At 63.4% G+C, this 26,954-nt stretch carries 30 protein-coding genes; 12 read left to right on the top strand and 18 right to left on the bottom strand.

Translation table 11 applies throughout. The features are described from left to right. Positions 1-343 precede the first annotated feature (343 nt). The 3 genes from A3AU_RS0124275 (at position 344) to leuB (ending at position 2,317) form a co-directional block, all read left to right on the top strand. Complete coding sequence (locus tag A3AU_RS0124275; protein WP_027055203.1) at positions 344-727, top strand: RidA family protein; 384 nt, start codon at positions 344-346, stop codon at positions 725-727. Continuing rightward, positions 724-1,074, top strand: coding sequence for a VOC family protein (locus tag A3AU_RS0124270; RefSeq protein WP_027055202.1), 351 nt, complete (start codon positions 724-726; stop codon positions 1,072-1,074). The genes A3AU_RS0124275 and A3AU_RS0124270 overlap by 4 nt, the downstream gene beginning before the upstream one ends. A gap of 139 nt (positions 1,075-1,213) precedes the next feature. Next, a complete protein-coding gene (leuB, locus tag A3AU_RS0124265; protein ID WP_027055201.1) occupies positions 1,214-2,317 on the top strand; it encodes a 3-isopropylmalate dehydrogenase in 1,104 nt (367 codons plus the stop codon). Positions 2,318-2,323: 6 nt separating this feature from the next. Here leuB and A3AU_RS0124260 read toward each other — a convergent pair whose 3' ends face one another. From A3AU_RS0124260 to A3AU_RS0124240, 5 genes are all read right to left on the bottom strand, one after another. Next, a complete protein-coding gene (locus A3AU_RS0124260) occupies positions 2,324-2,779 on the bottom strand; it encodes a MarR family winged helix-turn-helix transcriptional regulator (protein WP_027055200.1) in 456 nt (151 codons plus the stop codon). After that, the gene (locus A3AU_RS0124255; RefSeq protein ID WP_027055199.1) at positions 2,772-3,200 is read right to left on the bottom strand and encodes an SRPBCC family protein; all 429 of its coding nucleotides are present in this window, start codon (positions 3,198-3,200) and stop codon (positions 2,772-2,774) included. Before A3AU_RS0124255 ends, A3AU_RS0124260 begins: the two co-directional genes overlap by 8 nt. 177 nt (positions 3,201-3,377) lie before the next feature. Further along, positions 3,378-4,031 (bottom strand): DUF805 domain-containing protein, encoded by a 654-nt coding sequence (locus tag A3AU_RS0124250; RefSeq protein WP_027055198.1) that lies wholly within the window; start codon positions 4,029-4,031, stop codon positions 3,378-3,380. Between the two features lie 75 nt (positions 4,032-4,106). Next, positions 4,107-4,805, bottom strand: coding sequence for a DUF805 domain-containing protein (locus A3AU_RS0124245; protein ID WP_027055197.1), 699 nt, complete (start codon positions 4,803-4,805; stop codon positions 4,107-4,109). 213 nt (positions 4,806-5,018) lie between these two features. Beyond that, entirely contained in the window at positions 5,019-6,899 is a 1,881-nt protein-coding gene (locus tag A3AU_RS0124240; RefSeq protein WP_027055196.1) for a DEAD/DEAH box helicase, read from the bottom strand. A 471-nt stretch (positions 6,900-7,370) separates the two neighbouring features. On the opposite strand from A3AU_RS0124240, the gene A3AU_RS0124230 reads away from it, so the two are divergent. Next, the gene (locus A3AU_RS0124230) at positions 7,371-8,405 is read left to right on the top strand and encodes an aspartate-semialdehyde dehydrogenase (protein WP_027055195.1); all 1,035 of its coding nucleotides are present in this window, start codon (positions 7,371-7,373) and stop codon (positions 8,403-8,405) included. Positions 8,406-8,614: 209 nt separating this feature from the next. Here the strand turns inward: A3AU_RS0124230 and A3AU_RS0124225 are convergent, their stop codons facing one another. Then, positions 8,615-9,022 (bottom strand): ACT domain-containing protein, encoded by a 408-nt coding sequence (locus A3AU_RS0124225; protein ID WP_027055194.1) that lies wholly within the window; start codon positions 9,020-9,022, stop codon positions 8,615-8,617. 187 nt (positions 9,023-9,209) lie between these two features. On the opposite strand from A3AU_RS0124225, the gene A3AU_RS0124220 reads away from it, so the two are divergent. The 4 genes from A3AU_RS0124220 (at position 9,210) to A3AU_RS0124205 (ending at position 11,971) form a co-directional block, all read left to right on the top strand. Next, complete coding sequence (locus A3AU_RS0124220) at positions 9,210-10,115, top strand: bestrophin family protein (protein ID WP_027055193.1); 906 nt, start codon at positions 9,210-9,212, stop codon at positions 10,113-10,115. A gap of 424 nt (positions 10,116-10,539) precedes the next feature. Further along, on the top strand, positions 10,540-10,950 hold the full coding sequence (locus tag A3AU_RS0124215; protein WP_027055192.1) for a DoxX family protein: 411 nt from the start codon (positions 10,540-10,542) through the stop codon (positions 10,948-10,950). A 68-nt stretch (positions 10,951-11,018) separates the two neighbouring features. Continuing rightward, positions 11,019-11,546: an SRPBCC family protein gene (locus tag A3AU_RS0124210; RefSeq protein WP_027055191.1), complete on the top strand. Its 528-nt coding sequence runs from the start codon at positions 11,019-11,021 to the stop codon at positions 11,544-11,546. 161 nt (positions 11,547-11,707) lie between these two features. After that, entirely contained in the window at positions 11,708-11,971 is a 264-nt protein-coding gene (locus A3AU_RS0124205) for a YMGG-like glycine zipper-containing protein (RefSeq protein WP_027055190.1), read from the top strand. An 88-nt stretch (positions 11,972-12,059) separates the two neighbouring features. On the opposite strand, the gene rpsP is transcribed toward A3AU_RS0124205, so the two are convergent. From rpsP to A3AU_RS1000000139085, 7 genes are all read right to left on the bottom strand, one after another. Then, positions 12,060-12,458 carry a 30S ribosomal protein S16 gene (gene rpsP, locus A3AU_RS0124200; RefSeq protein WP_027055189.1) on the bottom strand — a complete coding sequence of 133 codons (399 nt, stop codon included), beginning with the start codon at positions 12,456-12,458 and terminating at the stop codon, positions 12,060-12,062. A 47-nt stretch (positions 12,459-12,505) separates the two neighbouring features. Further along, positions 12,506-12,832 (bottom strand): chorismate mutase, encoded by a 327-nt coding sequence (locus A3AU_RS0124195; protein ID WP_027055188.1) that lies wholly within the window; start codon positions 12,830-12,832, stop codon positions 12,506-12,508. Between the two features lie 7 nt (positions 12,833-12,839). Next, positions 12,840-14,447, bottom strand: a complete 1,608-nt coding sequence (gene ffh / locus A3AU_RS0124190) for a signal recognition particle protein (protein WP_027055187.1) — start codon at positions 14,445-14,447, stop codon at positions 12,840-12,842. A 379-nt stretch (positions 14,448-14,826) separates the two neighbouring features. Continuing rightward, on the bottom strand, positions 14,827-15,792 hold the full coding sequence (locus A3AU_RS0124185) for a CPBP family intramembrane glutamic endopeptidase (RefSeq protein WP_081709645.1): 966 nt from the start codon (positions 15,790-15,792) through the stop codon (positions 14,827-14,829). A gap of 267 nt (positions 15,793-16,059) precedes the next feature. Further along, complete coding sequence (locus tag A3AU_RS0124180) at positions 16,060-16,665, bottom strand: DUF1236 domain-containing protein (RefSeq protein WP_027055185.1); 606 nt, start codon at positions 16,663-16,665, stop codon at positions 16,060-16,062. Positions 16,666-16,728: 63 nt separating this feature from the next. Next, on the bottom strand, positions 16,729-17,826 hold the full coding sequence (locus A3AU_RS0124175) for a zinc-binding metallopeptidase family protein (protein ID WP_027055184.1): 1,098 nt from the start codon (positions 17,824-17,826) through the stop codon (positions 16,729-16,731). Positions 17,827-17,833: 7 nt separating this feature from the next. Beyond that, the gene (locus tag A3AU_RS1000000139085) at positions 17,834-18,076 is read right to left on the bottom strand and encodes a hypothetical protein (protein ID WP_154674650.1); all 243 of its coding nucleotides are present in this window, start codon (positions 18,074-18,076) and stop codon (positions 17,834-17,836) included. Here A3AU_RS1000000139085 and A3AU_RS0124165 point away from each other — a divergent pair. Beyond that, complete coding sequence (locus tag A3AU_RS0124165) at positions 18,075-18,872, top strand: lytic murein transglycosylase (RefSeq protein WP_027055183.1); 798 nt, start codon at positions 18,075-18,077, stop codon at positions 18,870-18,872. The genes A3AU_RS1000000139085 and A3AU_RS0124165 overlap by 2 nt on opposite strands. Before the next feature lie 233 nt (positions 18,873-19,105). Here A3AU_RS0124165 and A3AU_RS01000000135935 read toward each other — a convergent pair whose 3' ends face one another. Together A3AU_RS01000000135935 and A3AU_RS0124155 are read right to left on the bottom strand one after the other, a co-directional pair. Continuing rightward, a complete protein-coding gene (locus A3AU_RS01000000135935) occupies positions 19,106-19,771 on the bottom strand; it encodes a hypothetical protein (protein WP_244277753.1) in 666 nt (221 codons plus the stop codon). Between the two features lie 88 nt (positions 19,772-19,859). Next, entirely contained in the window at positions 19,860-21,083 is a 1,224-nt protein-coding gene (locus A3AU_RS0124155; RefSeq protein WP_027055182.1) for an argininosuccinate synthase, read from the bottom strand. A gap of 316 nt (positions 21,084-21,399) precedes the next feature. Here A3AU_RS0124155 and A3AU_RS01000000135930 point away from each other — a divergent pair, with 316 nt between their 5' ends. Continuing rightward, a complete protein-coding gene (locus A3AU_RS01000000135930) occupies positions 21,400-23,454 on the top strand; it encodes a putative bifunctional diguanylate cyclase/phosphodiesterase (protein ID WP_051355446.1) in 2,055 nt (684 codons plus the stop codon). A gap of 64 nt (positions 23,455-23,518) precedes the next feature. After that, positions 23,519-24,160: a LysE family translocator gene (locus A3AU_RS0124145; RefSeq protein WP_027055181.1), complete on the top strand. Its 642-nt coding sequence runs from the start codon at positions 23,519-23,521 to the stop codon at positions 24,158-24,160. On the opposite strand, the gene A3AU_RS0124140 is transcribed toward A3AU_RS0124145, so the two are convergent. From A3AU_RS0124140 to rlmN, 3 genes are read right to left on the bottom strand one after another with little or no spacing between them, the layout of a single operon-like run. Then, positions 24,132-24,614, bottom strand: a complete 483-nt coding sequence (locus tag A3AU_RS0124140; RefSeq protein ID WP_027055180.1) for a hypothetical protein — start codon at positions 24,612-24,614, stop codon at positions 24,132-24,134. The genes A3AU_RS0124145 and A3AU_RS0124140 overlap by 29 nt on opposite strands. Further along, positions 24,611-25,060, bottom strand: coding sequence for a hypothetical protein (locus tag A3AU_RS0124135; RefSeq protein WP_027055179.1), 450 nt, complete (start codon positions 25,058-25,060; stop codon positions 24,611-24,613). The genes A3AU_RS0124140 and A3AU_RS0124135 overlap by 4 nt, the downstream gene beginning before the upstream one ends. Continuing rightward, positions 25,057-26,292: a dual-specificity RNA methyltransferase RlmN gene (gene rlmN, locus A3AU_RS0124130; protein ID WP_027055178.1), complete on the bottom strand. Its 1,236-nt coding sequence runs from the start codon at positions 26,290-26,292 to the stop codon at positions 25,057-25,059. The genes A3AU_RS0124135 and rlmN overlap by 4 nt, the downstream gene beginning before the upstream one ends. A 238-nt stretch (positions 26,293-26,530) precedes the next feature. Between rlmN and A3AU_RS0124125 the strand changes: the two genes are divergently transcribed. Next, positions 26,531-26,830, top strand: coding sequence for a hypothetical protein (locus tag A3AU_RS0124125; protein WP_027055177.1), 300 nt, complete (start codon positions 26,531-26,533; stop codon positions 26,828-26,830). Positions 26,831-26,954: the final 124 nt, after the last annotated feature.

Here is a 26,954-nt window from a genome sequence, read left to right as displayed (position 1 = left end):
TGCGGGGTCTGCAGCTAACAGCCCCGTGCAACTGTTCAGGTTGATGGTTCACCGGTGGGAAGGGACCGAGCCATGCCGCGGCCTGTCCTCAAAAAGACGACCAGGATCCTCTCGGTCTCCTTCCCACTTCAACCATAGCATGGGAACAACACACAGGATCCTATGGTCTGCGCCGCGTCGCTACGCTCCTTGCTCCGCCATAGGATGACGACGGGAGGGAGGCTCCGGCTAATCTCCACCGTTCGCCAGCGCCACGTCGTGACAACAGTCCGTCCGGCTTGGCCCACGACCCGCGCCGCTCCACCTGCTAGATGCAGGCGACAAACCAACCGCGAGGCCTCCCATGCGCAAACTCATCTCCACCGGCTCGCCGTTCGAAAAGACCGCCGGCTATTCGCGCGCCGTGGTGCAGGGCGACTGGTGCTTCGTCTCCGGGACGACCGGCTATGACTATGCCACCATGACGATGCCGGACAGCGTCGAGGCGCAGACGCGCAACTGCCTGGCGACGATTTCCAAGGCGCTTGCCGACGGAGGCTTTGCCATGGCCGACGTGGTTCGGGCGCATTACTACATCACCGACCAGGCCTTCGTGGATCTGGTCTTCCCGATCCTCGGCGAGGCGTTCGGCGACATCCGGCCGGCGGCGACGATGATCATCTGCCAGCTCAACAAGCCGGAAATGAAGATCGAGATCGAGGTCACGGCGCTGCGGCGGTCCCCATGACGGTCCGACGCATCATCGCCAACATCGCCACGCCCGATGTCGCGGCGGCCAGGCGTTTTTACCAGGACGTTCTCGGCCTCGAACTGCTGATGGATCATAGCTGGATCGCCACCTACGGTTCGTCCGAAACGATGGCGGTACAGATCAGCTTCGCCGAACAGGGCGGCTCCGGCACGCCAGTGCCCGATCTGTCGATCGAGGTCGACGATGTCGACGAGGCGCTGGCCGCCATGAAGGCCGCCGGCTTCGCCATCGAATACGGGCCGGCCGACGAGCCCTGGGGCGTACGGCGCTTCTATGTGCGCGATCCGCTGGGCCGGCTGGTTAACATTCTCTCGCATCGGTGAATGCGCTTCTCAAGCGCAGGCTTGCGCCGCAAGCGCTTGGCGTTTAGCAAGGCCGCGGTAGCACAGCGCCGCGCGCCTCGGCGCGTAAAGGACGCTGTGCAAAGTCAAAACGCATTCTTTCTCTGGGACGGTTTTCTCCATGGCAACGAAGCATCTTTTCCTGCTCCCCGGCGACGGCATCGGCCCCGAGGCCATGGCCGAGGTCACGAAACTGATCGCGGCCATGAACGAAAAGCTCGGTAGCGGCTTCGTTACCGATGAAGGCCTGGTCGGCGGCTGCGCCTACGACGCGCATGGCGCGGCCATTTCCGATGCCGACATGGCAAAGGCGATGGCGGCGGACGCAGTGCTGTTCGGCGCCGTCGGCGGGCCGAAATGGGATGCGGTGCCTTACGAAGTGCGTCCCGAAGCCGGCCTGCTGCGGCTGCGCAAGGACATGGAGCTGTTCGCCAATCTGCGCCCCGCCATCTGTTACCCGGCGCTGGCCGCATCCTCCTCGCTCAAGCAGGAGGTGGTCGAAGGTCTCGACATCCTGATCGTGCGCGAACTGACCGGCGGCGTCTATTTCGGCGAGCCCAAGCAGATCATCGATCTCGGCAACGGCCAGAAGCGCGGCATCGACACGCAGGTCTACGATACGTTCGAGATCGAGCGCATTTCGGGCGTCGCCTTCGAACTGGCGCGGACCCGCAAGAACCACGTCACCTCGATGGAAAAGCGCAACGTCATGAAGTCGGGCGTGCTGTGGAACGAGGTCGTCACCCAGACCCACAAGGCACGCTATTCCGACGTCAAGCTCGACCACATGCTAGCCGATGCCGGCGGCATGCAATTGGTGCGCTGGCCGAAACAGTTCGACGTCATCGTCACCGACAATCTGTTCGGCGACATGCTGTCCGACATCGCCGCCATGCTGACCGGCTCGATCGGCATGCTGCCGTCGGCCTCGCTCGGCGCGCCTGACGCGAAAACCAAGAAGCGCAAGGCGCTCTACGAGCCGGTGCACGGCTCGGCGCCCGACATCGCCGGCAAGGGCATCGCCAATCCGATCGCCATGATCGCTTCCTTCGCCATGTGCCTGCGCTATTCCTTCGGCATGGTCGAGGAAGCCGACCGTGTGGAGGCCGCGATCGCCGCCGTGCTTGACCAGGGCCTGCGGACGAAGGACATCATGTCCGAAGGCATGACCGAGGTCGGCACGGTTCAGATGGGCGACGCCATCATCGCCAGGTTCCTGGCTTAACCAGTCTCAGCGTATCTCGCCGGCAAGCTGACGCAGCATGCCGACGAGTTGCGCTTCGTCCACCGGCTCGAAAAAGGCCGCGTCGGCGGCCTCGACGGCAACGATGGCTTGCTGCGCCGATGCCGCCCCGGCTGGGGTGATGCGGATCACCTTGGCACGGGAATCCCTGGGGTCGGCCTCGCGTGCGATCAATCCTTTTGCCTCGAGCCGGGCAACGACATCAGACGTCATCTTCACTTCGGTGCCGGCCTGGGCGGCGAGCTGCACCTGGTTGGGCGGCTCGCCATTGCGGCCGAGCCACATGGCCGAGGCCAGCAACACGAACTGGACATGGGTCAGGTCCAGTGGCGCCAGCGCCGCCGTCATGACGCGCTGCCAGCGCATGGTGGTTCGCCAGAGCAACAAGCCGGGGCTCTCCGCAGGTCCGCCGAAGCGCGTCTTCAAATCCTGCCCATCACCCATGGCTTGCCAACTCCGCCGCCTGCTCGAACAATTTAGCCATCGAGGTGTCGAAATCGCCGCTGATCTGAGGTCCAAGCTCCGGTCCGACCTCGGCGGCCGAAGGGCCTGATATTTCAAGCCGGTGCGTCACCTGCGTGCCCCCTTCGACCGGCATCAGCGTATGCCTGAACAAGAGCCTGGTGTCGCCGAAAGAGGTCTCGTCGGCATAGGTGACGTTGTCGACGAGATCGACGATAACAGATTCGAACATGTCCTGTCCGACCGGCGTCACCGAGACGCGGGTGCCCCTGGCGAAAGGCCCGTGCAGCACGAAGGTGTCTGACCCTTCATAGGTCAGGCGGCCTTCATGCAACGCCTTCAATGCGTTCCAGATGGCTTGCGCCGGCAGCGGGGAAATCGCGGTGTATTCGTTGGTCCACATCGTCTTGCTCCATCCATCCCGTTCGATCGATGATTTGATCTGCACACAGATTATCTGTGCGCGGATTAAATTGCAAGAAGAATCTTCAGCCGTGGCGAAATTCGGCTGAGGGAGGTATGTTCCGAAAACTTAACCAATTGTTTTATATAGCTAAAAGAACATTCTTGGGACCGATCTCTAAACCTTGACCCCTGCCGGCACCTGCCCCCAGGGGTTTTCGCCCACCTGGGATGGCATCAGCCCGAAAACCAGCAATGCCACGCCGCCAATGGCCGGGACGAAGCAGGACAAAATAAACCAGCCACTCAGGCCGATGTCGTGAAGACGCCGCACGACAAGTGCGATCCACGGCAGGGTAGCTGCCAAGGCGAAGATAAGGGCAGGTACGAAGCCTATCGAGCTCCTGCCCGCGTTGATGCCGAAGCCGTTAATGGCCAGATTGACGAGTATCCCGAAGCCAAGAAGCGCAACCATCGCAAGGGTATAGCCTAGCCAAAAGGCCCAGAATTCCTTGCGGCGGGCGCGTCCGCTGAAATTGAAATAGTCCACGCTCACCGCGCGCCCGAAATAGCTCCACAGCCCTGTTGAACAGGCTGGCTGGTTTTGGCCAGGCTTAAGTGGTTGACCGGTAACTGACGACGGCGTGGCCGAGGCGACGGCGACTACATTGTGGGCCGCACCGTCATCCGGCTCGAACTCGACGAGAGTGCCCCTCACGAGGGCCACACCACCGTTCAGATCATTACGAGCAAACATATAGCGCTTGCCGTCGACCCCATTGATGTAGCCGAAATCCTGGTCCTGGTCGTAGTGATAGACCGCGCCCCGCATACCATGCCCCCTCACCGTGCTGCGATGCGCCAATACTACTAAAAGTTGCGCATGATTGCAATGTGCACGTTTAGGTTAGAGGCGGACCCCCGCCGGCACCGGCCCCCACTGGTTTGCGCGTCCCTGTGTCGGGATCAGCGCGAAGACGAGGATGATCAGGCCGCCGAAGGTCGGGACCAGGATGAGCAGGCAGAGCCAGCCGGTCAGGCCGAGGTCGTGCAGGCGGCGCACGATCATGCCGAGGCTGGGCAGGAAGGTGGCCAGCAGGAAAAGGCCGAAAAGCCCCACCGTCATTGCCGGCACCTCGGCGTTGTCGAAATTGCCTATCTCGGCATCGGTGAAAACGCCGATGCCGACGATCACCAGCAACGCGATCGTCCAGAACAGGCAATAGCCCCAATATTCCTTGCGGCGGGCGCGGCCGGCGAAATTGAAGTAGTTCCGGGTCAGGCCTCTCCAGAAATAGGACCAGAGATCGGTGGGCTCTGCCGGCTCGGCCGTCCGACCGAAATGCTGCGCCGGTGATACGACGGCCGTGGGCGCGGGATTGGCTTGAGCCGGTGCGGGGCTTGCACCGGCGGCCGGGCTTGCGGCCTCTATCGAGAAAACGTCACGCGCCTGGCCGCCGCCCGGCTGGAACTCGACCGCCACGCCTTTGGGCATCGCGGTTTGCCGGCGAAGGTTCTCTCGGGTGAAAGTGTAGCGGTTGCCATCGGCTCCGGTGATGAAACCGAAGCCCTGGTCCGCATCATAGTGAAGCACCTCGCCGCGCATTTGACACCCCCTGTCGCCGCGTCCCTGCCAAGGTGTGGCACAGGCCCGAGCCCGCCGGCAAGGCCAAGCGGCGCGGCTACCATTAGCGGCAAATCAAGCATAAGGCTTCACGTGCAGCCTCTTTGCCCAAGCAGACATTGACCGTCGAGCATTCCGATGCCAGCGCCGCGAGCCAGGATGGGCAGGTCACGAGGCCTCCGATCCTGGTAGATCTTACGAAGGCCGCTTCTTGGCCTTCTTGTGTTTTGGCGGGCCGGCATTGTCGAATTTCGGCTTGCCCGCCTTCTTCGCCCACGGCTTTGCCTCATGCGCGGCGGCCGGGCGCTGGTCGACGGATGCGGGTGTGCGCTTCTCGAACTTGCGCTTCGGCGCGTTCGGGTCGAACGGCGCCTTGCCGCGATGCGGTTTCTTGTCCGGGCTCGGCGGCTGGTAGCCGGCCCGCGACAAATCCGGCGTGCCCTCCAGCCGCTTGACCACGATGTTGCCCTGCAAGTTGCGATCGGGACCGATGGCGGCCAGAAAACGGTCGGCCCAATCCGCGGCGATCTGCACGAAGGTTTCCTCCGGCTGCATCTTGATGGCGCCGATCTCGCGCTTCGAGATGCTGCCGGTGCGGCACAGCATCGGGATCAGCCAGCGCGGCTCGGCATTCTGCCGGCGGCCGACCGACAGCGAGAACCAGACGCTGGCGCCGAAATCGTCGCGGCGGCTGGGCGCCTCGTCGCGGTGCGCGAATTTCTCGCCCCCCGGTCTGTCCCGTGAAGGCATGCCCGAAGGTGTGAACGGTGCGACGTCCATGAGATCCTCGGGCGCCGAGCGGCTGGCGCGGCATTGGCGCACGAAGGCTGCCGCCACCTGTTCGGCACCATGTTTAGCGAGCAACGCGTCGATGAAAGCGCGCTCGTCATCCTTCACCGGCTCGTCGAAGGCTGGATCGGCGAGAATGCGCTCGTCGTCACGCCGGATCACGTCGTCGGCGGAAGGCGGGCTTGCCCATGTCGCCTTCAGCCCGGCGTTCTGCAGCAGCCGCTCGGTGCGCCTGCGGGCGCTGCCCGGCACGATCAGTGCGCTGACGCCCTTGCGGCCGGCACGCCCGGTGCGACCGCTGCGGTGCAGCAGCGTTTCCGGGTTGGTCGGCAGGTCGGCGTGGATGACCAGTTCGAGATTGGGCAGGTCGATGCCGCGCGCGGCGACGTCGGTGGCGATACAGACCTTGGCGCGGCCGTCGCGCATTGCCTGCAATGCATGGCTGCGCTCGTTCTGGCTGAGCTCGCCCGAGAGCGCGACAACGGAGAAATTGCGGTTGTTGAAACGCGCGGTCAGATGGTTGACGGCGGCGCGGGTGTTGCAGAACACCAGTGCGTTCTTCGCCTCGTAGAAACGCAGCACGTTGATGATGGCGTTCTCGCGGTCGGCCTGGGCGACATTCAGCGCGCGATACTCGATGTCGAGATGCTGCTTCTCCTCACCGGCGGCCGAAATGCGCACGGCATCGCGCTGATAGCCCTGCGCCAGCGTGGCGATCGAGCGCGGCACGGTGGCCGAGAACATCAGCGTGCGGCGTTCGCTGGGTGCTGCATCGAGGATGAATTCGAGATCCTCGCGAAAACCGAGATCGAGCATCTCGTCGGCCTCGTCGAGCACCACGGCTTTCAGCGCCGACATGTCGAGCGAGTTTCGGGTGATGTGATCGCGCAACCGCCCGGGCGTGCCGACGACGATGTGGGCGCCGCGCTCCAGCGCGCGCCGCTCGGTGCGCATGTCCATGCCGCCGACGCAGGACGCCACCGTGGCGCCGGTCATTTCGTAAAGCCATTCCAGCTCGCGCGTCACCTGCAGCGCCAGCTCCCGCGTCGGCGCCACCGCCAATGCCAGCGGTGCGGCGGCTTGGCCAAAGCGCTCGGCGCCTTCGAGAAGCGTCGGCGCCAGAGCGAGGCCGAAGGCGACGGTCTTGCCGGACCCGGTCTGCGCCGAGACCAGGGCGTCGGCCTGCCCGAGCTCCAGCACGGCCTTCTGCACCGGCGTCAGCTCGGCATAGCCGCGTTTTTCCAGCGCCGTTGCCAGCGCGGGAACAAGTGCTTCGAAGTTGGACATCTTACTCTTTCGGAATTCAGGGTTCTGCGCCGATCATGGAGCGCAGGCCGGGGCTGGCGCAACGCCAGCCAACAATCTTGGCCGTTCGTACTTCCTGCAGTGGCGATTGTACAGTCAAAGCGCGCCGCCCGCCTTGCCTTCTCCCACAAGGTGAAAAGGAAGAACAGGCGCCGCAATTGACTCCTGCCGCAAACCGCGTAAAAGCCCGCTTCGAACGGGATTGTCTTCGATGCGCGGCCTTTTGATGGCTCTTCTTGCATTCGACGCACCCAGCCACAATGTAAAGCATTGGGCCGGGCGCTTGGACGCGTCCGTCCGTTCCAGCAAAACCATGGCCAAAAAAACCACCACCAAAACGGTGTGATTCCCTTGGCCTAACCACCCTCTCCCGGGTCCGGCCCGGGGGACGGAACCCGCTTCGGCCGGCGGGTTTTCTCCAAAAACCAAGCGGAGAGGGACAGGAGATCTCAGATGAGTTTCAAGGTTGCAGTCGTCGGCGCCACGGGCAATGTGGGCCGGGAAATGCTCAACATACTGGAAGAGCGCGGCTTTCCAGTGAGCGAAGTGGTGGCGCTGGCCTCGCGGCGCAGCATGGGCACGGAAGTGTCGTTCGGCGATCGCACGCTGAAGGTCAGGCCGCTCGACCAGTATGATTTTTCCGACACCGACATCTGCATCATGTCGGCCGGCGGCAATGTCTCCAAGGAATGGTCGCCGAAGATCGGCAAGCAGGGCTGCGTCGTCATCGATAATTCGTCGGCCTTCCGCTACGACCAGGACGTGCCGCTGATCGTGCCGGAAGTGAACCCGGACGCGATCTCGCTGTTCACCCGCAAGAACATCATCGCCAACCCGAACTGCTCGACCGCGCAGCTGGTGGTGGCACTGAAGCCGCTGCACGATGCCGCCACCATCAAGCGCGTCGTCGTCGCCACCTACCAGTCGGTGTCGGGCGCCGGCAAGGAAGGCATGGACGAGCTCTTTACCCAGACCCGTGCGGTCTTCGTCGCCGACCAGGTCGACGTCAAGAAGTTCACCAAGCGCATCGCCTTCAACGTCATCCCGCATATCGACGTCTTCCTCGACGACGGCTCCACCAAGGAAGAGTGGAAGATGGTCGCCGAAACCAAGAAGATGCTCGACCCCAAGATCAAGCTGACGGCGACCTGCGTGCGCGTGCCGGTGTTCATCGGCCATTCGGAAGCGGTCAACATCGAGTTCGAGAAGCCGATCACCGCCGACGAGGCGCGCGATATCCTGCGCGATGCTCCCGGCTGCCAGGTTTTGGACAAGCGCGAGGACGGCGGCTACATCACGCCGCTGGAGTCAGCCGGCGAGGACGCCACCTTCATCTCGCGCATCCGCGAGGATTCGACCATCGACAACGGCCTGTCGATGTGGATCGTCTCCGACAATCTGCGCAAGGGCGCGGCGCTCAACGCCGTGCAGATCGCCGAGCTTCTGGTCGAGCGCGGCCTGATCCAGCCGAAGAAGAAGGCGGCCTGACGGCTGTTTGATTAGCGCTCACGGGCCGCACCGCCGCTGCCGCGGCTGGCCCTCAGCGGGGGCGCCGGACGACCGGCGGCCCGCACAGTCGCGAGCTCGGCCTTCGGCCGGGGGCGCCTCTTCCTTCTCCCCGTTCAACGGGGAGAAGGTGCCCGAAGGGCGGATGAGGGGCAGCGCCGGCGCCTCAAATAGGCAGCGCAACGCCAGCTTTACAGCCTGCTCTCTTTCGCCAGTTTTTTGAGCAACCTCAACGCCTCCTCCGCCCGCTCCGCCGGTACGAACAGATGGTCGTGATAGAAGGCCGAGACCGGGTTGACGCCCATGCCGGCGGTGGCGAGGCGCGTGGTGATGGCGGCGAGGAAGCCGACCGCCTCCAGCGATGAATGGATATCAAGGGTGATCATCCGGCAACGGAACGAGGCGGTCAGTCCTGCTGCCCTTGCCGCCGCCTCGGTCACGATCAGCGTGGTGCCCTCGCGCTCGCGAAACACCATCACCGGTTCGAGGCCGTCCGGTTGGGCAACCCCAGGCGCCAGCGTGGCGAAGATGTAGATACCGTCGAGCAATTCCGGTCTCATGGATGCCAACAGGGTCTTAAGATCGGTCTCGCCGGTCATTTTCTTCGTTCTCTCGCCTGATGAAACGGGCCGTCCGCTCCTCAATATCCGCCACCGCCGCAAGCCGATAGTCCACGCACTGCACACACGACATGGCGATGTCGCTGGCGGCCGGGCTTGCCTGCTTGCCGCGTCGCACAATAGAGAGGTCGTCGGCCACCTCCGGTCCGCGAAAAGGCTTGCCCGAATGATCGTTCGCCCGCGCCCGACCTTTCTGCAGCTGTTCTTCGTCATGCGCGGCTCCGTGGTGCCGCGCATCCTGCCGCAGATTTTTGGTTTCGCCATCTACTCGGCAGTCATCGTCGCCCTGGCGCGCTGGTTCGTGCTCGATCTCGGCGTCTTCAACATCACGCCGTTCGGGCTGGTCGGCGTAACCTTGTCGATCTATCTCTCGTTCCGCAACAATGCCGCCTACGACCGCTGGTGGGAGGCGCGCAAACTGTGGGGCGCGCTGGTCTTCGAAATCCGCAACCTGTCTCGCGCCGCGACAAGCCTGATCGCCGACCCTGCCGAGCAGCGCGGCCTGCTGATGGAGGCGCTGGCCTTCTGCCATTTCCTGCGCGGGCAGTTGCGCAAGACCGACAGCGTCAAGGACGCCCGCGCCTTCATAGACGCCGAGGCGGATGTGGCGGCAAGCTTCGCCAACCCGGCCGACGAGATGGTCAGGCGCATGGGCCGGCGCGCCAATGCGCAGCGCCAGGCCGGCGAGGTCGACACGATCGGCTTCCGCATCCTGGATGAAAGGCTGGCCTCGATCACAGCCATCCAGGCCGGCTGCGAGCGCATTGCCGGCACGCCCTTGCCCTTCGCCTACACGCTGCTGGTGCACCGCACGGCCTATATCGTCTGCCTGCTTTTGCCCATCGGCCTGATCTCGACCACCGGCTGGGCGACGCCGTTGTTCACGGCGCTCATCGCCTACACCTTCTTCGGCCTCGACGCGCTTTCGGAGGAACTCGAGGATCCGTTCGGCACCGAAGCCAACGACCTTGCCCTGGACGGTCTCTGCCGCGTCTGCGAGATTTCAGTGTTCGAGGCGTTGGGCGAAACGCCGCCGAAAATGCTGCCGGCCGAGAAGTTCTATTTTTCGTAAGAGATGCCCGGTAAAAACGCTGTCCTGGGGTGATTTGCGCGAGCCATCGCAACGGCGTCATCCCTGCGCGAAGCAGGAGCGAGCTCCGTCGCGGAAACCCTGGGATCCATGCCGGGGCATCAATGATAGGTAAAGCGGACCAAGATCAAGGATCTGTCTTGCCGCGGATCAGGATGCTGTTCTGAGCCGCGGCACCCCTTGGTCAAATTCGCGGCATGGATCCTTTGGGCTGCGGAGCAGCTCCGGGGGTCCACGCCGCGTCGCTGCGCTCCTTGCTTCGCCTTAGGATGACGAAGCAAGGACGACTTTGCTCCAGCTAACGACCTGGCCTCGAAAAGAATCCACCCCTGTAGGATTGCCGTTTCATCGCACGTCCTTGGTTTAACCCCGATGAAAGGGCGAACAATATGGAGGGAAGAGACCAATGAGCATTTCTCAAACCGCGCCCGTTCCGTCCGGCGCCCTGTGGACCGGCCGCGCATTGAGCGGCCTCATCATCCTGTTCATGATCTTCGACGGCGTCATCAAACTGCCGCCGCTCGACATCGTCACCCAGACGATGGTGCCGCTGGGCTGGCCGGCGGATCCGAATGCGGCGCGCATGCTCGGCGTCATCGGCCTCGTCTCGACGGCGCTCTATGCACTGCCGCGCACCTCGGTTCTCGGCGCCATACTGCTCACCGCCTATATGGGCGGCGCCATCGCCACCAATGCGCGGATCGGCAATCCGTTGTTTTCACACACGCTGTTCGGCGTCTATCTCTGCATCATGCTGTGGGGCGGCCTCTATCTGCGCGACCCCCGGCTGCGCGCTCTGATCCCGTTCAGCCGGTAGTTTTTGACGCAATTGCTAAGGGAAAGCGCCACGCGCTTTTCCTGGAATTGCTGTAGGAGGAGAGAAAAATGTTCAGCACCATCCTCATTGTCCTGGTCGTCGTCATCGCCGCCGTCCTCATCTATGCCGCCACACGGCCCAATGACTTCGTCACCACACGCACGGCTACCATCAAGGCGGCGCCGGAAGCGATCTTCCCACTGATCAACGATTTCAGCCGCTGGCCGGAGTGGTCGCCCTACGAAAAACTCGACCCCGACATGAAGCGCACGCTCTCCGGCGCGCAAAGCGGCAAGGGCGCCGTCTATGCCTGGGAAGGCAATGGCAAGGCCGGCAAGGGACGCATGGAGATCGTCAATTCGGTGCCGTCCTCGCTGGTCGCTCTCAAGCTCGATTTCGAAAGACCGTTCCGCGCCAACAACAGTGTCGATTTCACCTTGACGACGTCGGGCGACACCACCGCCGTCTCCTGGGCGATGCGCGGCAGCCGGCCGTTCATCGCCAAGCTGATGGGCCTGTTCATGAATTTCGACACGCTGATCGGCCGGGATTTCGAAGTCGGCCTCGCCAATCTGAAGCGCAACACCGAGGCATGACCGGTTAGAGCGGTTCAGCGTCTGACGGGATTGCTCCGGGGACGCCACTGCGTGTTCGAGCGAAGGACATAGCGATCTTCATTATCCTCGGGATCAAATTAGCCGTCTGAGAGTTAAGGGCTTGGCGGCGAGACGGCGATCCGCGTGAGAGAGGAACGAAAATGAAGAAAATCCTGACTATCTTGGTACTGACGACGGCGCTCGGCGCATGTTCGCAAACAGAAAAAGGCGCGGCGATCGGCGGCCTTGGCGGTGCGGCGGTCGGCGCGGCCGTCGCCGGAGACCCGGTGCAAGGCGCGGTGGTAGGCGGCGCCGTGGGCGCGGTGGCCGGCGCGCTGATCGGCCATGCCAGCGAAAGCGGCCAATGCCGGTATCGCGATCGCCATGGGCGGGTCTATGTCGACCGCTGCCCTGACGGCTATTGATCGGCACCGGCACTAGAGGAGTCTGAACAGCAAAACGGCGGGCACAGGCCCGCCGTTTCGTTTTGTTTCCGCAAGGAATGGGAAGCGATTATTCCGCCGTGGCGGCTTCCTCGGCCGGCGCGGCGGCAGCGGCCGCAACGGCGGCGGCGGCATCTTCCTGCGCCTTCTTCAGCAGTGCGGCGCGTTCCTGCGCCTTCTTGCCCGGCTCGGCCTTCTTCGGGTTGGAACGGGCGTCGCGCTTGGCAAGGCCGGCCTCGTCGAGGAAGCGCAGCACGCGGTCGGTCGGCTGGGCGCCGTGCGATAGCCAGTGCTTGACGCGGTCGGCGTCGACCTTGACGCGCTCGCCGTCTTTCGGCAGCAGCGGGTTCCACGAGCCGAGCGACTCGATGAACCGGCCGTCGCGCGGCGAACGGGCGTCGGCGACGACGACGTGGTAGTAGGGACGCTTCTTCGAGCCCGCACGGGCCAGTCTGATCTTCAGTGCCATTTCTTATCTCCTAAAAGCTCTGATTTCGTTGATGAGTTGGGTTGATCTCAACCCGTTTTCGTCACGCCGTTGGCAGCGGCGATCTGTTCGTGGTGGCGGATCACTTCGCGGACGACGAAGTTGAGGAATTTCTCCGCGAAATCGGGGTCGAGATGCGCGTCATGTGCCAGCTGGCGGAGACGGGCGATCTGCTGCTGCTCGCGCGCCGGGTCGGCCGGCGGCAGGCCATGCTCGGCCTTGAGCACGCCGACCGCCTTGGTGCAGCGGAAGCGCTCGGCCAGCATGTGAATGAGAGCGGCATCGATGTTGTCGATCGAGGCGCGGTAGCCGGCCAGGATGATGCGTGCGTCGGCCATGTCTTTTTCTTCGTTCATAGCGTCCTCACTTCTTCTTGCCGAGGCCGGGCAGCCCGCCGCCGCCGAGGCCAGGAAGCCCCGGAAGTTTCATGCCGCCGGGCAGGCCGGGCAAACCGCCACCGCCGGGAAGACCACCAGGCAGGCCCTTCATGCCGCCGAGGCCGGCGGCCTGTGCCTGCTTCTGCAAGGCTTCGAGCTGCTTGGGATCCATCTTGGAGAGGTCAGGCATGCCGCCGCCCATCATGCCCCCGGGGCCACCCGGCATCATGCCGCCAAGGCCCATCTTGGAAGCGAGGCCGCCCATCATGCCGCGCATGAGGCCGCCGCCTTTGCCCTTGCCGCCCATCGCCTTCATCATGTCGGCCATGCCGCGATGCATCTTCAACAGCTTGTTGATCTCGGCCGCGTCGGTGCCGGAGCCGGCGGCGATGCGCTTCTTGCGCGAGTGCTTCAGCATGTCGGGGTTGGCGCGCTCGGCCTTGGTCATCGAGGAGATGATGGCGAGCTGGCGGCCGAACATCTTGTCGTCGAGACCGGCGGCGGCCATCTGGTCCTTCATCTTGCCCATGCCGGGCATCATGCCCATGATGCCGCCCATGCCGCCCATTTTCGACATCTGCTGAAGCTGCTGGGCGAGGTCGTTCAGGTCGAACTTGCCCGACTGCATCTTCTTGGCCATCGCCGCCGCCTGCTCGGCGTCGATGTTCTCGGCGGCCTTCTCGACCAGCGAGACGATGTCGCCCATGCCGAGGATGCGGTCGGCGATGCGCTTGGGGTGGAATTCCTCCAGCCCGTCCATCTTTTCGCCGGTGCCGATCAGCTTGATCGGCTTGCCGGTGACGGCGCGCATGGAAAGAGCAGCACCACCACGGCCATCGCCGTCCATGCGGGTCAGCACTAGGCCGGTGATGCCGACGCGCTCGTCGAAGCTCTTGGCAAGGTTCACGGCGTCCTGGCCGGTCAGCGAATCCGCGACCAGCAGGATCTCATGCGGGCTCGACACCTTCTTGATGTCGGCCATCTCGACCATCAGCGGCTCGTCGATATGAGTGCGACCGGCGGTATCGAGGATGACGACGTCATGGCCGCCGAGCTTGGCCGCCTGCACGGCGCGCTTGGCGATGTCGACCGGGTTCTGGCCGGCAATGATCGGCAGCGTGGCGACCTTGACCTGCTCGCCGAGCTGGCGCAACTGCTCCTGCGCGGCGGGACGCCGCGTGTCGAGCGACGCCATCAGGACCTTCTTGTTCTGGCGCTCGGTCAACCGCTTGGCGATCTTGGCCGAGGTCGTCGTCTTGCCGGAGCCCTGCAGGCCGACCATCATGACGACAACCGGCGCCGGCGCATTGAGGTCGATGGCGACACCCTCGGCGCCCAGCATGTCGACCAGCTCGTCATGAACGATCTTGACGACCATCTGGCCGGGCTTGATCGACTTCAGCACCGCGGCGCCGACGGCCTTTTCACGGACCTTGTCGGTGAACGACCGCACCACTTCCAGCGCCACGTCGGCCTCGAGCAGCGCACGGCGCACCTCGCGCAGCGCCGCCGAGACATCAGCCTCCGACAGCGCGCCACGGCCGGTCAGGCCGTTCAGGATGGAGCCAAGGCGCTCTTGTAGGGACTCAAACATTGGTCAACCCGCCGCGCGAGAGCGCCTTGGAGTCATAGGGATCCCTGTCGGGCCGGTGGCCCTCCACGCCTCTTGTGCGCTCCTGCAGCGATTCAAACATCTATCGTCCTTCGATCTCGGTTCGGGGTTCGATCCGAGAAGTAATGCGTTCGCGCCAAGTCGCCAAGCAAAAGCCCAAAACCAAAAAGCACCCGGGGGCGCACAGCGCTGCCGGGTGTTGGCCTCCAGGATCTGTTTACAGCACTCGGCCTCAAAGAGGCTTCGGCGTCCTGGTCGGCTTGCTCGGAGGGATACTCGTCGCGGAATTCGGGGCGTGTAGACAGGAAAACGGCTGCGGAGTCAAGGCAGGGACCAATCGGCGCGGCTCTTCGAGCAGCAATCAGGCTGCCATCATTGCGCCCGAAAGCCCAGCGCCAACCCTGAGCGGCGAGCGCGAATGCAGCAGCAGCACGATCGTCAGCAGGCTGCAGACGATGCCGATGACGGCGATGACAATTGCATCCGCCGTCGTCCAGTCCGGCCCTTCGAGCGGCCTGGCGGTGAACAAGGCGAAGGAATTGTAGCTCTCCTGGTGCGAGATCAGCAGGAAGCCGGTCAGGTTGTTGCCGAGATGGGCGCCCAGCGCCGCACCGAGATTGCCGGTGGCGTACACGACGAGTGTCAAAAGCAGCGCGAAAGCCGCGATCGAGACGAGAACGCAGGCGTTGATGGCCGCCGACGAGGCGCTGCTCCAGTGCAGCGCGGTGAACAGCAGGCCGGGCAGCAACGCCCAGATCAGCGGACTTCTGAACCGGTTGGCCAAGCCACGCAGCAGGTAACCGCGAAACAGCACTTCTTCCGACGACGTCTGCAGAAAGGTGAGCGCGACGATCGGGATCGCGAACAGCAGCCAGGATGACAGGCTGATCGTGCCGCGCGCGATCCCCGGCTGCAGTAGATAGAGCAGGATTTCTGACAGAGCCGAGGTGATCAGCACTGCGACCAGCCCCTTAAGGAAGTCCGGCCACGATACACGGCGACTGGCGCCAAGCAGCGCCGACAGTGGTTCGCCATGTACCCAGCGCATGGCGATCCACAGGCCGATCCAGATGCCGGCAAAGGAGCCAAGCGCGCTGAGGATGCCGATGGGCGATGCAAGGAAACCCTGCATCCCGTTGACGGGTGCCGTCCCACCAATCGAAGCCTGCCAGGCGAAGTAGGCATAGGTACCGCCGAACAGCACGATCGCGGTGGATATGGCCCAGAACAGGACGACGATTGCCGTGCCGGAAAACAGCCGCCACAAGGTCGTCTTGTGGTTTGGCGAATGCCGGTAGGTCTCAAACGCGGCCGGGTCGATCGTCACGCGGGGTCCTTTTGACGAATCCATCAGCTGCGGATCTGCTCTTTGTTGCGACGCAATTCCCAAGGGGGACGCGCTATGCGCTTCTCCCGGGAAAACCGTTTCACACTTTTCCTGGAATTGCTCTAGCTGATGGTCCCGAAAATCGGAATCGATTTCGCAAAGGATAACGCTGGCCGCGCTTCCGACCGAAACGCGGCGCCAGAGCATCGACTGGCTTGCACGCTCAAGCGGCGGCGCCGTAGCGACCGTCGCTTGAGCAAGTTTTCGTCAACGCACCACGTACATGATGCGCCGCGTCTGCGGATCGATCAGCGCCGGCTGACCGTTCACATAGACGTAGCGGTAGTTGTAGTCGGGAATTTCGCGCAGCTCGACAGTGTCGGGCAAGGTCGCGCCGGTCACCACTTCGCCGTCGAGATAGACCGGGTCGAGGCGATGCGTGTCGACATAGGTACGCACTTCAGCGGGCGGCGGGGGAAAGTCACCCTCGACCGGATCACTGGCCATGATGGCTCCGGTGTAGTCGGTTGAGTAATTGCCGATGTCTTTTGGCGGCGAGACGACAGCGATGCTGGAGCCGTGCGGGCGTTGCGTCAGGATCACCCGGCTGCCGCTGAAATCGGCCGTCACATAGTCGGAATAGACCCAGCCCTGGCCGCCGGCTTCGGCGATGGTGCACCATTTGCTGTTTTCGATGCAGCCATTGAGCGTCGCCGACTGGCCGGCGGCGAGCACGCCGATGACCGGATATTGCGGGCCGGGGCCGGCGCGCACGTTGAGATCGGTGACCGCCGATACGGCGGTGTCGGCAAACGCGGCACCCGACATCACGGTCATCATCCCGGCGATTGCGGGAAACAAGACGGATTTCATGGCTTCTCTCCGTTTTCATGGTCCCTCGGCGGTGAAAACGGGGCAATGGCGCATGCGTTCCGGCTAAAGCGCCCGCGCGACCTCACGATTTGTTCCCGCTTCTTTCGGCAGACCGGTCAAGAGGTCGTGAACGAAGGCCAGTTTCCGCCCCGTCACGTCCGAAATAACGAAGGGATAGAGATCGGGTAGACCCATGCAACGGTTGATCGAGTTGGAGGCTTCCGACAGCACCAGCCAGCGGGCCAGGATTTTTTCGAACGGCTCGGGCGTGTTGGCGGGCTCCGAAGCTGCGGCCTGCGGTTCGCCGCCGGTGTCGCCTCGCGGCAGGTCATTGACTTCTACTGTCTCCAGCTGGCCAAGCGGAAAGTTCAGCGCGTGGACCATCTCCAGCGTGTCAGTGATGTGCAGATGGTGGGCCCAGGTTTCGGCCCAGTCCTCCCAGGAATGCGAGGTGGCATAGGCCGTGATGTGGTTTTGCTGCCAGTCGGGCGCGGCACCGTTTGCGTAGTAGATCTTCAGCGCCTCTTCGTAATCGGCGCGATCGTCCCCGAACAGAGCGCGGAAAGCGTCCAGCCTTTGCGGATCGTCGCGGATCAGGCGGTCCCAGTAATAATGGCCGAGCTCGTGGCGGAAATGGCCAAGCAATGTGCGGTAGTTCTCCCCCATCTCGACGCGGCGCTTCTCGCGTTCGGCTGAATCGGCCTCGGCGACGTTGAGCGTGATCAGCCCATTGTCATGGCCGGTCAGGATGCGCTCGCCGCCGGGGCCGCCACCGATCGGATCGGCAAGGAAGTCGAAGGCGAGGCCCACCTCGTCCGTGGGGTTCTGCTTGGGCGCGACAGGCAGGCCGAAGGCAAGTAGCGAATAGATGGCGCGCTTCTTCGCGGCCTCGACCCGGATCCAGCGGCGGCGGTTGCCGTCGACGGAGAGATCGGGGATCATCTGGTTGAGCACACAGGCGCGGCAAAAGACCTGCCCCGGTTCGGCCATCCAGTTGCAGGCGCACTCATCGGCGTTGGTGCACTGGAAAATGCCGTCCGTACCCGACAGGGCAAAACGGGCATGCTCGGGATCGTAGAGCACGAGGCTCCCACAGTTCAGGCATTGCGCGTTCTCGAAGTAGAGACGATGGCCGCAATGCGGGCAGTCGAAGAGTTTCATCTTGATCTCAAACCGTTTGGGGAAGGGCGTCGTTCAAACGCCGATCGTCGAGCGCCGTTCCCTGGCCGTGACACCATTCAGCAACATCGTGGAGGATAAGCGAGGCTTCGGCCGCGCCTGTCACAATATTCACTTGATCGTAGGTAAATTCCCCGGCATGCGCCAGCATCGTGCCACAGACGGTGACAAATGCGGGTTTCGCTGGCAAATTCGCGCCGGGACGTGAATCAGGCAACCAGGAGAACAACATGGCATTTCTTGCCAAGGGTAGGATTTTAGCGGCCGCGGTGGTGGCGGTGCTTGGGCTGGCGGCAGGCGCGCAGGCGGCGCCCAGCTGTGGCAAGACGGGCGCCGGCTTCGATGCCTGGAAACAGGATTTTGCCGCGGACGCCAAGTCCGAAGGTGTCGGCTCGAAGGGTCTGGCCGCTCTGGCTGGCGCGACTTATGCAACAAGGACGATCTCCGCCGACCGCGCCATCCACAAGGCTTTCAGCGGCTCGGTGGACGATTTCATGAAGCGCCGTGGCGGGGCCGCGATCATTTCCAAGGGCCGTGCGCTGAAGAAGTCGAACGCGGCGCTGTTCAGCCAGATCGAGAGCAACTACGGCGTGTCGCCGGGTGTGCTGCTCGCCATCTGGGGCATGGAGACCGGCTTCGGTGCCTCCATGGGCAACCAGAATACGGTCTCCGCCATCCTGACGCTGACCTATGATTGCCGCCGTCCGGCCTATTTCCATCCGCATGCCATCGCGGCCTTGAAGCTGGTCGATCGCGGAGCGTTGACCGCCTCGTCGGTCGGCGCCATGCATGGCGAGGTTGGCCACACGCAGTTCCTGCCGGGCAATGTCTTGAAGTATGCGGTCGGCAACGGCAATTTGCGTGACAAGGCGACGGCTTTGGCATCCACCGCCAACTACCTCAAGGGGCATGGCTGGCGGGCCGGCGCGAGCGCGAGCGCGAACATGGGCGCGATTGCCGGCTGGAATTCCGCGAGCGTCTACCAGCAGGCCATCGCCCGCATCGCCGACGCGATCGACGCCAACTGATTGACCCTCTGTTCGACGGCAAGAGCCCGGCCATGCGCCGGGCTCTTGGTCATGGACCAGGATTAAAACCCAATCGCTCGAACGACCAGGTTCGATCCCGTCAAATCCCCCTCAACAATGCGCGTAACCGCTCAACGGGCATTTCCGGGAACCGGGAGTGCTGAGTTCCTCGGCGTTGGAGCCGCCGCCTTTGGCGTGCCCTCGACCACCGTCGGAACTCCGGTAGCCTGCTATTAGCCGCCGCCGCCCGAGGGGCATGTCTTGGAAGCGGGAACCTCGAAGGTGCCGGCGTAAACATTTGAGCAGGTACGGAATTTGGCATTTCGCCGTTCTGTAGGAGCCGCCTTTGGCCTGCCCTTGATGTCCATCTCTGTCGGCTGGTCGGAATGCGCCCAGCCGCTCGCCGGGCATTTCTGGGAAACGGGAACCTGGAAGGCGCCGTCAATACCGCTGCAGTTACGGAAGTTGGGCGACCGCGGCGCCGGCGCTTGCGTAACCTTGGCGGGCTTTGACTTCCCCTTGAGAACCATCCAGATTTCGGTCGACTGATCGAGCTGCAGCCTGTTTATGTCGGAATAACTGATGCGGCCGCTGCGTATCCCATCGGCGAGGCGCTGGCAGAACAAGGCCGGCATGCGTTCCTCAGAGACGCCCATGAACGAAGCGATGTCATGCTTGAACGTAAGGTTCGCCGTGCGGGCAAAAGCGATGCACTCGTTCATATCTGTCTTGGGATCGCGCTTGGCGCCTGCTTGTGAAGACTGGCACATCGACAAGACGACAACCGCTGCAAGCAGAAAAGAAATGCTATTTTTCACTGTCAAAACCCCTGAACCCACAAATGAACTTAAATGAAGCTGCCAGAAGGTCAAACAAGAACCGACCGCAGTCGGCTTCATTCTGTTTATATTAGCGGAACAAAATAAAACCCGACGTCTCCGCCGGGTTTGTTATGCATGATTGGTAGCGCTTGGGTGCCGTTGAGTATCAGCCCTTGCGGTTGCGCGCGGCCAGCGTGCGCAGCCTTAGCGCGTTCAGGCGGATGAAGCCGGCGGCGTCCTTCTGGTCGTAGGCGCCGCGGTCGTCCTCGAAGGTGACCAGCGCGTCCGAATAGAGCGTCTTCCTGGATTTCCGGCCGGTGACCATGACGTTGCCCTTGTAGAGCTTGAGGCGCACCGTGCCTTCGACGTCTTCCTGGCTCTTGTCGATCATCGCCTGCAGCATCAGGCGCTCGGGCGCGAACCAGAAGCCGTTGTAGATGAGTTCGGCGTAGCGCGGCATGAACTCGTCCTTGAGATGCGCGGCACCGCGATCGAGAGTGATCGATTCGATGGCGCGGTGGGCTACGATCAGGATGGCGCCGCCGGGTGTCTCGTAGACGCCGCGCGATTTCATGCCGACGAAGCGGTTCTCGACTAGGTCGAGCCGGCCGATGCCGTTGTCGCGGCCGAGATCGTTGAGCGCGGCCAGCATCGTCGCCGGCGACAGCTTCTTGCCGTTGAGCGCGATCGGATCGCCCTTCAGGAATTCGATCTCGATCTCGGTGACCGCGTCCGGCGCATCCATCGGCGAGACCGTGCGCTGGTGGACGAATTCCGGCGGCTCCACCCACGGATCCTCCAGCACCTTGCCCTCGGAAGAGGAGTGCAGAAGGTTGGCGTCGACCGAGAACGGCGCCTCGCCCCTTTTGTCCTTCGCCACCGGGATCTGGTGCTGCTCGGCGAAATTGATCAGGTCGGTGCGCGACTTGAACGACCAGTCGCGCCAGGGCGCGATGACCTTGATGTCGGGGTTGAGGGCGTAAGCCGAAAGCTCGAAGCGGACCTGGTCGTTGCCCTTGCCGGTGGCGCCATGCGCGATCGCGTCGGCGCCGGTCTCCCTGGCGATCTCGACGAGGTGCTTGGAGATCAGCGGCCGCGCGATCGAGGTCCCCAAGAGGTAGGTGCCCTCGTAGACGGTGTTGGCGCGGAACATCGGGAAGACGAAGTCGGCGACGAATTCCTCGCGCACGTCGACGATGCGTATGTCCTTGATGCCCATCATCTCGGCTTTCTGGCGCGCCGGCTCCAATTCGCCGCCCTGGCCGAGATCGGCGGTGAAGGTGACGACTTCGGCGCCGAGTTCGGTCTGCAGCCATTTCAGGATGATGGATGTGTCGAGACCGCCAGAATAGGCGAGCACGACTTTCTTGACGTCTTTGGTCTTGGACATTTCTGCTCCGTCGATGGCGGACGCTTGGAAGCCGGGCGTCACGGATTGTCGGAGCGCCTTTTAGCAGGAACGGCAAAGCGAGCAAGCATGCGCGGCGCCAGACCGCTGATCCAGCGCGCTGCTGGCCTTTGCCATCGACTTATCGCCACTGGGGAAAACAACCCGCTACAATCATGGGCTGTATTTATGCCCAGGATTTAAGCAAGTTTTCATGCTCTGCCGTTAAACAAGGGGACTGAGCTGAATTGGTCACGCAATCGGGCCGAAGCGGCTTTTGCCGCCCGTTGCGGGCATCCTCGGGCTTGGGCATTTGTTGATGCGCGTTATATCATGCATCGTCACGGAGCATAATCTGTGGCTCGTTCTGCTGGCGGCACTGATGTGCGTCACCGGCTGCTGGGTGACGATCGGTCTCCTCGACCGCGCCAGGAAAACCGTCGGCGTGCAGATGCGGGGATGGCTGTTCCTGACCGCGGTCGCGGCCGGTTCCTCGATCTGGTGCACCCATTTCATCGCCATGCTGGCCTACCAGCCCGGTGCGCCGATCACCTTCGATCCGGCGCTCACCATGATATCCCTGGTCATCGCCATGGTCGGAACAGGGGCGGGCTTCGGCCTTGCCCTGGACAAAGGCCGCGGCCTGGCGCCGGAATGGGGCGGGTGCGCCGTCGGGCTGGCGATCTCGGCCATGCACTATACCGGCATGATGGCCTATCATGTGGCCGGCATCGTCGAGTGGGACGGCCTCTATGTCGCCGCCTCGGTCCTGATCTCGATGGTCTTTGCCGCCGTGGCGATCGGCCAGGCGGTGCGCCGGCCGCAGCGCTGGTCGCACTATCTCGGCATCGGGCTTCTGGTGCTGGCGATCGTCGGCCTGCATTTCACGGCGATGGCGGCGGTGGCCGTGACGCCGCTCTCCTTCATCACCACCGGCACCAATCCCGATATTCTCGAGGCGATGGCCGTCGCGGTCGCCGTGGTCGGCCTGATCGTCGCGGCCACTGGCTTCGCCAGCTACCTGATCGACGAGCGCGGCCGGCTTGAGAGCTTCGAGCGGCTGCAGCACCTTGCCCTCAACGACGCGCTCACCGGCCTTGCCAACCGGGTCTCCTTCAACGACCGCCTCGACCACGAAATCGCGCAGGCTGGCGAGGATCAGGACACGATGACGGCCGTCATCGTCATCGATCTCGACCGCTTCAAGGAGATCAACGACCTCAGGGGCCACGCCGCCGGCGACCAGGCGCTCAAGATCATTGCGCGCAGGCTGGCGAAGCTCACCGGCGACGGCGAGTTCGTCGCCCGGCTCGGCGGCGACGAATTCGCCGCCATCAAGCGCTTCAAGGACCAGAACGACCTGCTCGGCCTGGTGTCGCGGCTGGAGAAATCATTGTTCGAGCCGTTGCGCATCGACGATTTCGAAACCGTCACCGGCGCCAGCATCGGCGTCGCCGTCCATCCGCGCGACGGGGCCGACCGGGAAAGGCTGGTCAGCAATGCGGATCTGGCCATGTACCGGGCAAAGAACGACGTGACGCGGGCCGTCTGCTTCTACGAATCGGCCATGGACGAGACGGCACGAGCGCGCCGGGCGCTGGCCACCGACCTTCGCCTGGCGATCGAGCGCGGCGAGCTGTCGCTGCACTATCAGGTGCAGACCTCGGTGCAGACCGGCGCCACCTGCGGCTACGAGGCGCTGCTGCGCTGGACCCATCCCGTGCACGGCATGGTCCCGCCCGTCGAATTCATCCCGATCGCCGAGGAGAATGGCTCCATTCTGGCGATCGGCGAGTGGGTGCTGCGCACCGCCTGCCGGCAGGCGGCCTCCTGGGACAATGGCCACAAGATCGCGGTCAATCTGTCGCCGGTGCAGCTCGCCCATGCCGATCTCGCCAAGCTCGTCCATCAGATACTGGTCGAGACCGGTCTCTCGCCGAAGCGTCTCGAGCTCGAGCTGACCGAATCGACGATCGTCGCCGACAAGGTGCGCACGTTGCACGTGCTGCGCCAGATCAAGGCGCTCGGCGTGACGATCGCCATCGACGATTTCGGCACCGGCTATTCCTCGCTCGACACGCTGCGCTCGTTTCCGTTCGACAAGATCAAGCTCGACCGCTCCTTCATGGCCGATGTCGAGCGCAGCCCGCAGGCCAAGGCGATCATCCGCGCCGTGCTGACGCTGGGGCGCAGCCTCGACATTCCCGTTCTGGCCGAAGGCGTCGAGACCCACGTGCAGCTGACCATCCTGCAAGTCGAAGGCTGCAACGAGGCGCAAGGCTATTTCCTTGGCCGTCCCAAGCCGATCGATCAGATCCTGTTGACCGGAACGGCAGCCGTCATGCTGGCCGAGATGGACCAGTCGGCGGCCTGACCTGCCGTCTGGCGCCGATGCCGTGCGTCCCGTATAGGCTCCCATGTTCTCCTAGGGGCCGCACATGTCCTTCATTCCCGATACCGCCACGCTGATCCAGTTCGCCATCGCCACCGTGATCCTGGCGATCACGCCCGGGCCCGACATGACGCTGTTCGTGTCTCGCACCCTGAGCCAGGGGCGCGCCACCGGTTTTGCCTCGATGGCCGGCGCGTTGTGCGGCACGCTGATCCACACCACGCTGGTGGTGGTCGGCGTCTCGGCGCTGATCGTCGCCTCGCCGATGGCCTTCTTCGTGCTGAAAATCTTCGGCGCGGGCTATCTCGTCTTCCTGGCCTGGCAGGCGATCGCCAAGGGCTCGGCGTTTTCGCCGGAGAAGAAGACAGGACCGCAAATCTCGCTGTTGCGCAGCTGGGCGGCGGGGCTGGGCGTCAATTTGCTCAACCCGAAGATCATCCTGTTCTTCATGACCTTCCTGCCGCAGTTCGTCTCAGCGCATGACCCGCACGCGCAGGGAAAGCTGTTCTTCCTTGGCGCCATGTTCATCGTGCTGTCGATCCCGGTGACGGCGCCGATGGTGCTGGCGGCGGAGAAATTCTCGGCGGCTATGAAGGCCAGCCCGCGCGTCACGCGGGTGGTCGACTATCTTTTCGCCGGTGTTTTTTCCGCTTTCGCGCTCAAGATCCTGACGGCGCAGGCGAAATAGGCGGGTTCTCATCGGTCCACCAGCTTCCGGCCCAGCGGCCGGCGGCGAGCCAATAGAAGATGCCGCCAACCATGCCGCCGCCGATCACGGCCATGATCGCGCCGGTCTCCTTCACCGCGAAGATGGACTCTTGGGCGTGGTCGACGAGGCCGAGGAAGACGCCCGCGACCACCGCGCCCGCCAGCGCGTAGTACAGCCAGTCGCGCCGGCCGATGATTTCGGCAACCAGGATGACGATCACCGACGGCAAGAAGGCGAAATAGGCCACGAACAAAGCGACGAAGGGGATCGACACATACAGCGAAGCCGTCATCGTCGGGTGCGTGTGGTCGGGCGTATAGCCGAGCGAGGCCAGGAACAGGACGTTGAGGAAGGCGCTCGCCGCCAGCGAGGCGACGGCATAGCCAAACAGGATGACGGCAAAGCGGACGAGATAGGCGACGAAGCGGGTCATTGGGGATCTCGCCCCATGAGACGGCCGGAACGGCGTCCGGCAACCAACCAGTAGACCGAACCGGCGGCGGTGCCGGCCGTGGCCAGGAAACCGAGAAAGCCCGGATTGAAGACAAACCCGCCGGCCGAGCCCGGGATAAGAACGCCAAAGGCGATGGAGGTGACCGCCCCGGTGACCGCGAAATAGAACCATCCGCGCAGTGACAACCGTTCGGCGATGAAGATCGCGGGGCCGACGATCAGCAGCGCGCAGACCGCTACGGTGAGCACCGCCAGCGGGAAGGAGCCCAGCCAGTCGAAGGTGAAGACCAGGGACCAGTTGCCGTATTCGATCCCTTCCAGGAGCGTGATCAGCAGCACAGGCACCAGGATCGAGGTCAGCACGCCGGCGATGTAACCGACTGCTATGATGGCGATGCGTTTGAGTCCGGCGACGAGACGGCTCACGCCTCTCCGTGCCCCGCGATCATCATGGCTTCCAGCGCCAGTCGGTCGACCTTTCGCATGCGCTCGGATTCCGACTTCAGCTGGCCACAGGCGGCAAGGATGTCGCGGCCGCGCGGCGTGCGGATCGGCGAGGCGTAGCCGGCATTGTTGATGTAGTCGGCGAATTTCTCGATCGTCTCCCAGTCCGAGCACTGGTAGTTGGTGCCGGGCCACGGATTGAACGGGATCAGGTTGATCTTGGCCGGAATGCCCTTGAGCAGCTTGATCAGGCCCTTGGCGTCCTCGATGGAATCGTTGACGTCCTTCAGCATCACATATTCGAAGGTGATGCGCTTGGCGTTGGACAGGCCGGGATAGGCGCGGCAAGCCGCGATCAGCTCTTTCAGCGGATACTTCTTGTTGATCGGCACGAGCAGGTCGCGCAGATCGTCATTGGTGGCGTGCAGCGAGATCGCCAGCATGACACCGATCTCCTCGCCAGTGCGCAGGATCTCGGGCACGACGCCGGAGGTCGACAGCGTGATGCGGCGCTTGGACAAGGAAAGTCCGTCGCCGTCGGAGGCGATCAGCAGCGCCTTCTTCACCGCTTCGAAATTATAGAGCGGCTCGCCCATGCCCATCATGACGATGTTGGAGACCTTGCGGCCTTCGGCCGGCACGATGGCGCCGTCCGGCGTGTCGCGGTCGGGGAAATCGCCAAGCCGGTCGCGGGCGGTGAGCAATTGCGCCAGGATCTCCTCGGCCGTGAGATTGCGCACCAGCTTCTGCGTGCCGGTGTGGCAGAAGGAGCAGGTCAGCGTGCAGCCGACCTGCGAGGAGATGCACAGCGTGCCGCGGCCTTCCTCGGGGATGTAGACGGTCTCGATCTCGACCGGCCGCCCGGCGCCGCGCGGCGGAAAGCGGAACAGCCACTTGCGCGTGCCGTCGGCGGAAATCTGCTCCTCGACGATTTCGGGCCTGGCGACAGTGAAATGCTTGTCGAGTTCGGCGCGCAGGTCCTTGGAGATGTTGAACATGCCGGCGAAATCGGAAACGCCGCGCACATAAATCCAGTGCCAGAGCTGCTGGGCACGCATCTTGGCCTGGCGCTCGGGCACGGTGCCGGATTCGATGAGGGCGGCGGCGAGCTCGGCGCGGGTCAAGCCGATCAGCGACGGTTTTTCGGCCGTCGCGGGACGGCTGCGCAACGCGTCGCGGGCGCCTTCGGCGGTAAGGTCAAGCGAAAGGGTCATGGTTCCACGGATATAAGCGGTTTGCGGCCGATTTCATCCATCGTGCCTGATATGAAGCGCGGCGCATAGCACAGGTTGAGTACGAAGTCATGCGGCGTCGGCCTGCCCCTGTTTCGGTGGACCCCCACGTGCCGACGCGCGGTACCGATCACATAGTCGTGTTGATGTAACGACCTCCCTTCACCGGTCGAAGCCTGGGATAGGGCAAAAGTGCCCTTCAAAAACGGGAGTATGCAGGATGAATTCGAAAAACATCGCCGTTGTCATCGGTCTTATGGGCCTCTCTGTCTCACAGGCATTTGCCGAAGACACGATGGGCACGATGACCATGATGAAGGGTGGGCAGGTAACGGCCATAATGCCGGACGGGCATATGGGAACCATGACGCCGGATGCAAAAATGGGCGCCGAGATGATGAAGATGGCCAAGCCGATCAAGCACTGCATGATGATGATGACCGACGCCAAGGGCAAAACCTACATGATCGATACGTCGACAAAGAAGGCCCAGGCCGAATGTGAAAAAATGGCCATGTAAGGGCCAGGGCCATGCTGTGGGTAGTCGGCCGACGGCATGGCTCAACGTCCGCACGGACTTGATTGCGGAGGTTTGATCGCCGCAACGCCTGTGTTAGGCCTTGGCCTTCACCTGAAGGACGGAC

Source organism: Mesorhizobium erdmanii USDA 3471, from assembly GCF_000472705.1.
Taxonomy (GTDB): Bacteria; Pseudomonadota; Alphaproteobacteria; order Rhizobiales; family Rhizobiaceae; genus Mesorhizobium; species Mesorhizobium erdmanii.
This window is presented reverse-complemented; position numbering and strand designations above follow the sequence as displayed.

Bases quoted from the DNA above. Each gene is read 5' to 3' on its own strand.
- A3AU_RS0124205 (WP_027055190.1), top strand. From the start codon at position 11,708: ATGAAGAAAATCCTGACTATCTTGGTACTGACGACGGCGCTCGGCGCA.
- A3AU_RS01000000135935 (WP_244277753.1), bottom strand. From the start codon at position 19,771: ATGAAGCCGACTGCGGTCGGTTCTTGTTTGACCTTCTGGCAGCTTCAT.
- A3AU_RS0124145 (WP_027055181.1), top strand. From the start codon at position 23,519: ATGTCCTTCATTCCCGATACCGCCACGCTGATCCAGTTCGCCATCGCC.
- A3AU_RS0124180 (WP_027055185.1), bottom strand. From the start codon at position 16,665: ATGAAATCCGTCTTGTTTCCCGCAATCGCCGGGATGATGACCGTGATG.
- A3AU_RS01000000135930 (WP_051355446.1), top strand. From the start codon at position 21,400: ATGCGCGTTATATCATGCATCGTCACGGAGCATAATCTGTGGCTCGTT.
- A3AU_RS0124140 (WP_027055180.1), bottom strand. From the start codon at position 24,614: ATGACCCGCTTCGTCGCCTATCTCGTCCGCTTTGCCGTCATCCTGTTT.
- A3AU_RS0124175 (WP_027055184.1), bottom strand. From the start codon at position 17,826: ATGAAACTCTTCGACTGCCCGCATTGCGGCCATCGTCTCTACTTCGAG.
- A3AU_RS0124250 (WP_027055198.1), bottom strand. From the start codon at position 4,031: ATGCGGGGCGCGGTCTATCACTACGACCAGGACCAGGATTTCGGCTAC.
- A3AU_RS0124210 (WP_027055191.1), top strand. From the start codon at position 11,019: ATGTTCAGCACCATCCTCATTGTCCTGGTCGTCGTCATCGCCGCCGTC.
- A3AU_RS0124270 (WP_027055202.1), top strand. From the start codon at position 724: ATGACGGTCCGACGCATCATCGCCAACATCGCCACGCCCGATGTCGCG.
- A3AU_RS0124195 (WP_027055188.1), bottom strand. From the start codon at position 12,832: ATGAACGAAGAAAAAGACATGGCCGACGCACGCATCATCCTGGCCGGC.
- rpsP (WP_027055189.1), bottom strand. From the start codon at position 12,458: ATGGCACTGAAGATCAGACTGGCCCGTGCGGGCTCGAAGAAGCGTCCC.
- A3AU_RS0124260 (WP_027055200.1), bottom strand. From the start codon at position 2,779: ATGGGTGATGGGCAGGATTTGAAGACGCGCTTCGGCGGACCTGCGGAG.
- A3AU_RS0124225 (WP_027055194.1), bottom strand. From the start codon at position 9,022: ATGACCGGCGAGACCGATCTTAAGACCCTGTTGGCATCCATGAGACCG.
- A3AU_RS0124255 (WP_027055199.1), bottom strand. From the start codon at position 3,200: ATGTGGACCAACGAATACACCGCGATTTCCCCGCTGCCGGCGCAAGCC.
- A3AU_RS0124165 (WP_027055183.1), top strand. From the start codon at position 18,075: ATGGCATTTCTTGCCAAGGGTAGGATTTTAGCGGCCGCGGTGGTGGCG.
- rlmN (WP_027055178.1), bottom strand. From the start codon at position 26,292: ATGACCCTTTCGCTTGACCTTACCGCCGAAGGCGCCCGCGACGCGTTG.
- A3AU_RS1000000139085 (WP_154674650.1), bottom strand. From the start codon at position 18,076: ATGTTGTTCTCCTGGTTGCCTGATTCACGTCCCGGCGCGAATTTGCCA.
- A3AU_RS0124155 (WP_027055182.1), bottom strand. From the start codon at position 21,083: ATGTCCAAGACCAAAGACGTCAAGAAAGTCGTGCTCGCCTATTCTGGC.
- A3AU_RS0124245 (WP_027055197.1), bottom strand. From the start codon at position 4,805: ATGCGCGGCGAGGTGCTTCACTATGATGCGGACCAGGGCTTCGGTTTC.
- A3AU_RS0124240 (WP_027055196.1), bottom strand. From the start codon at position 6,899: ATGTCCAACTTCGAAGCACTTGTTCCCGCGCTGGCAACGGCGCTGGAA.
- ffh (WP_027055187.1), bottom strand. From the start codon at position 14,447: ATGTTTGAGTCCCTACAAGAGCGCCTTGGCTCCATCCTGAACGGCCTG.
- A3AU_RS0124220 (WP_027055193.1), top strand. From the start codon at position 9,210: ATGATCGTTCGCCCGCGCCCGACCTTTCTGCAGCTGTTCTTCGTCATG.
- A3AU_RS0124215 (WP_027055192.1), top strand. From the start codon at position 10,540: ATGAGCATTTCTCAAACCGCGCCCGTTCCGTCCGGCGCCCTGTGGACC.
- A3AU_RS0124230 (WP_027055195.1), top strand. From the start codon at position 7,371: ATGAGTTTCAAGGTTGCAGTCGTCGGCGCCACGGGCAATGTGGGCCGG.
- leuB (WP_027055201.1), top strand. From the start codon at position 1,214: ATGGCAACGAAGCATCTTTTCCTGCTCCCCGGCGACGGCATCGGCCCC.
- A3AU_RS0124125 (WP_027055177.1), top strand. From the start codon at position 26,531: ATGAATTCGAAAAACATCGCCGTTGTCATCGGTCTTATGGGCCTCTCT.
- A3AU_RS0124275 (WP_027055203.1), top strand. From the start codon at position 344: ATGCGCAAACTCATCTCCACCGGCTCGCCGTTCGAAAAGACCGCCGGC.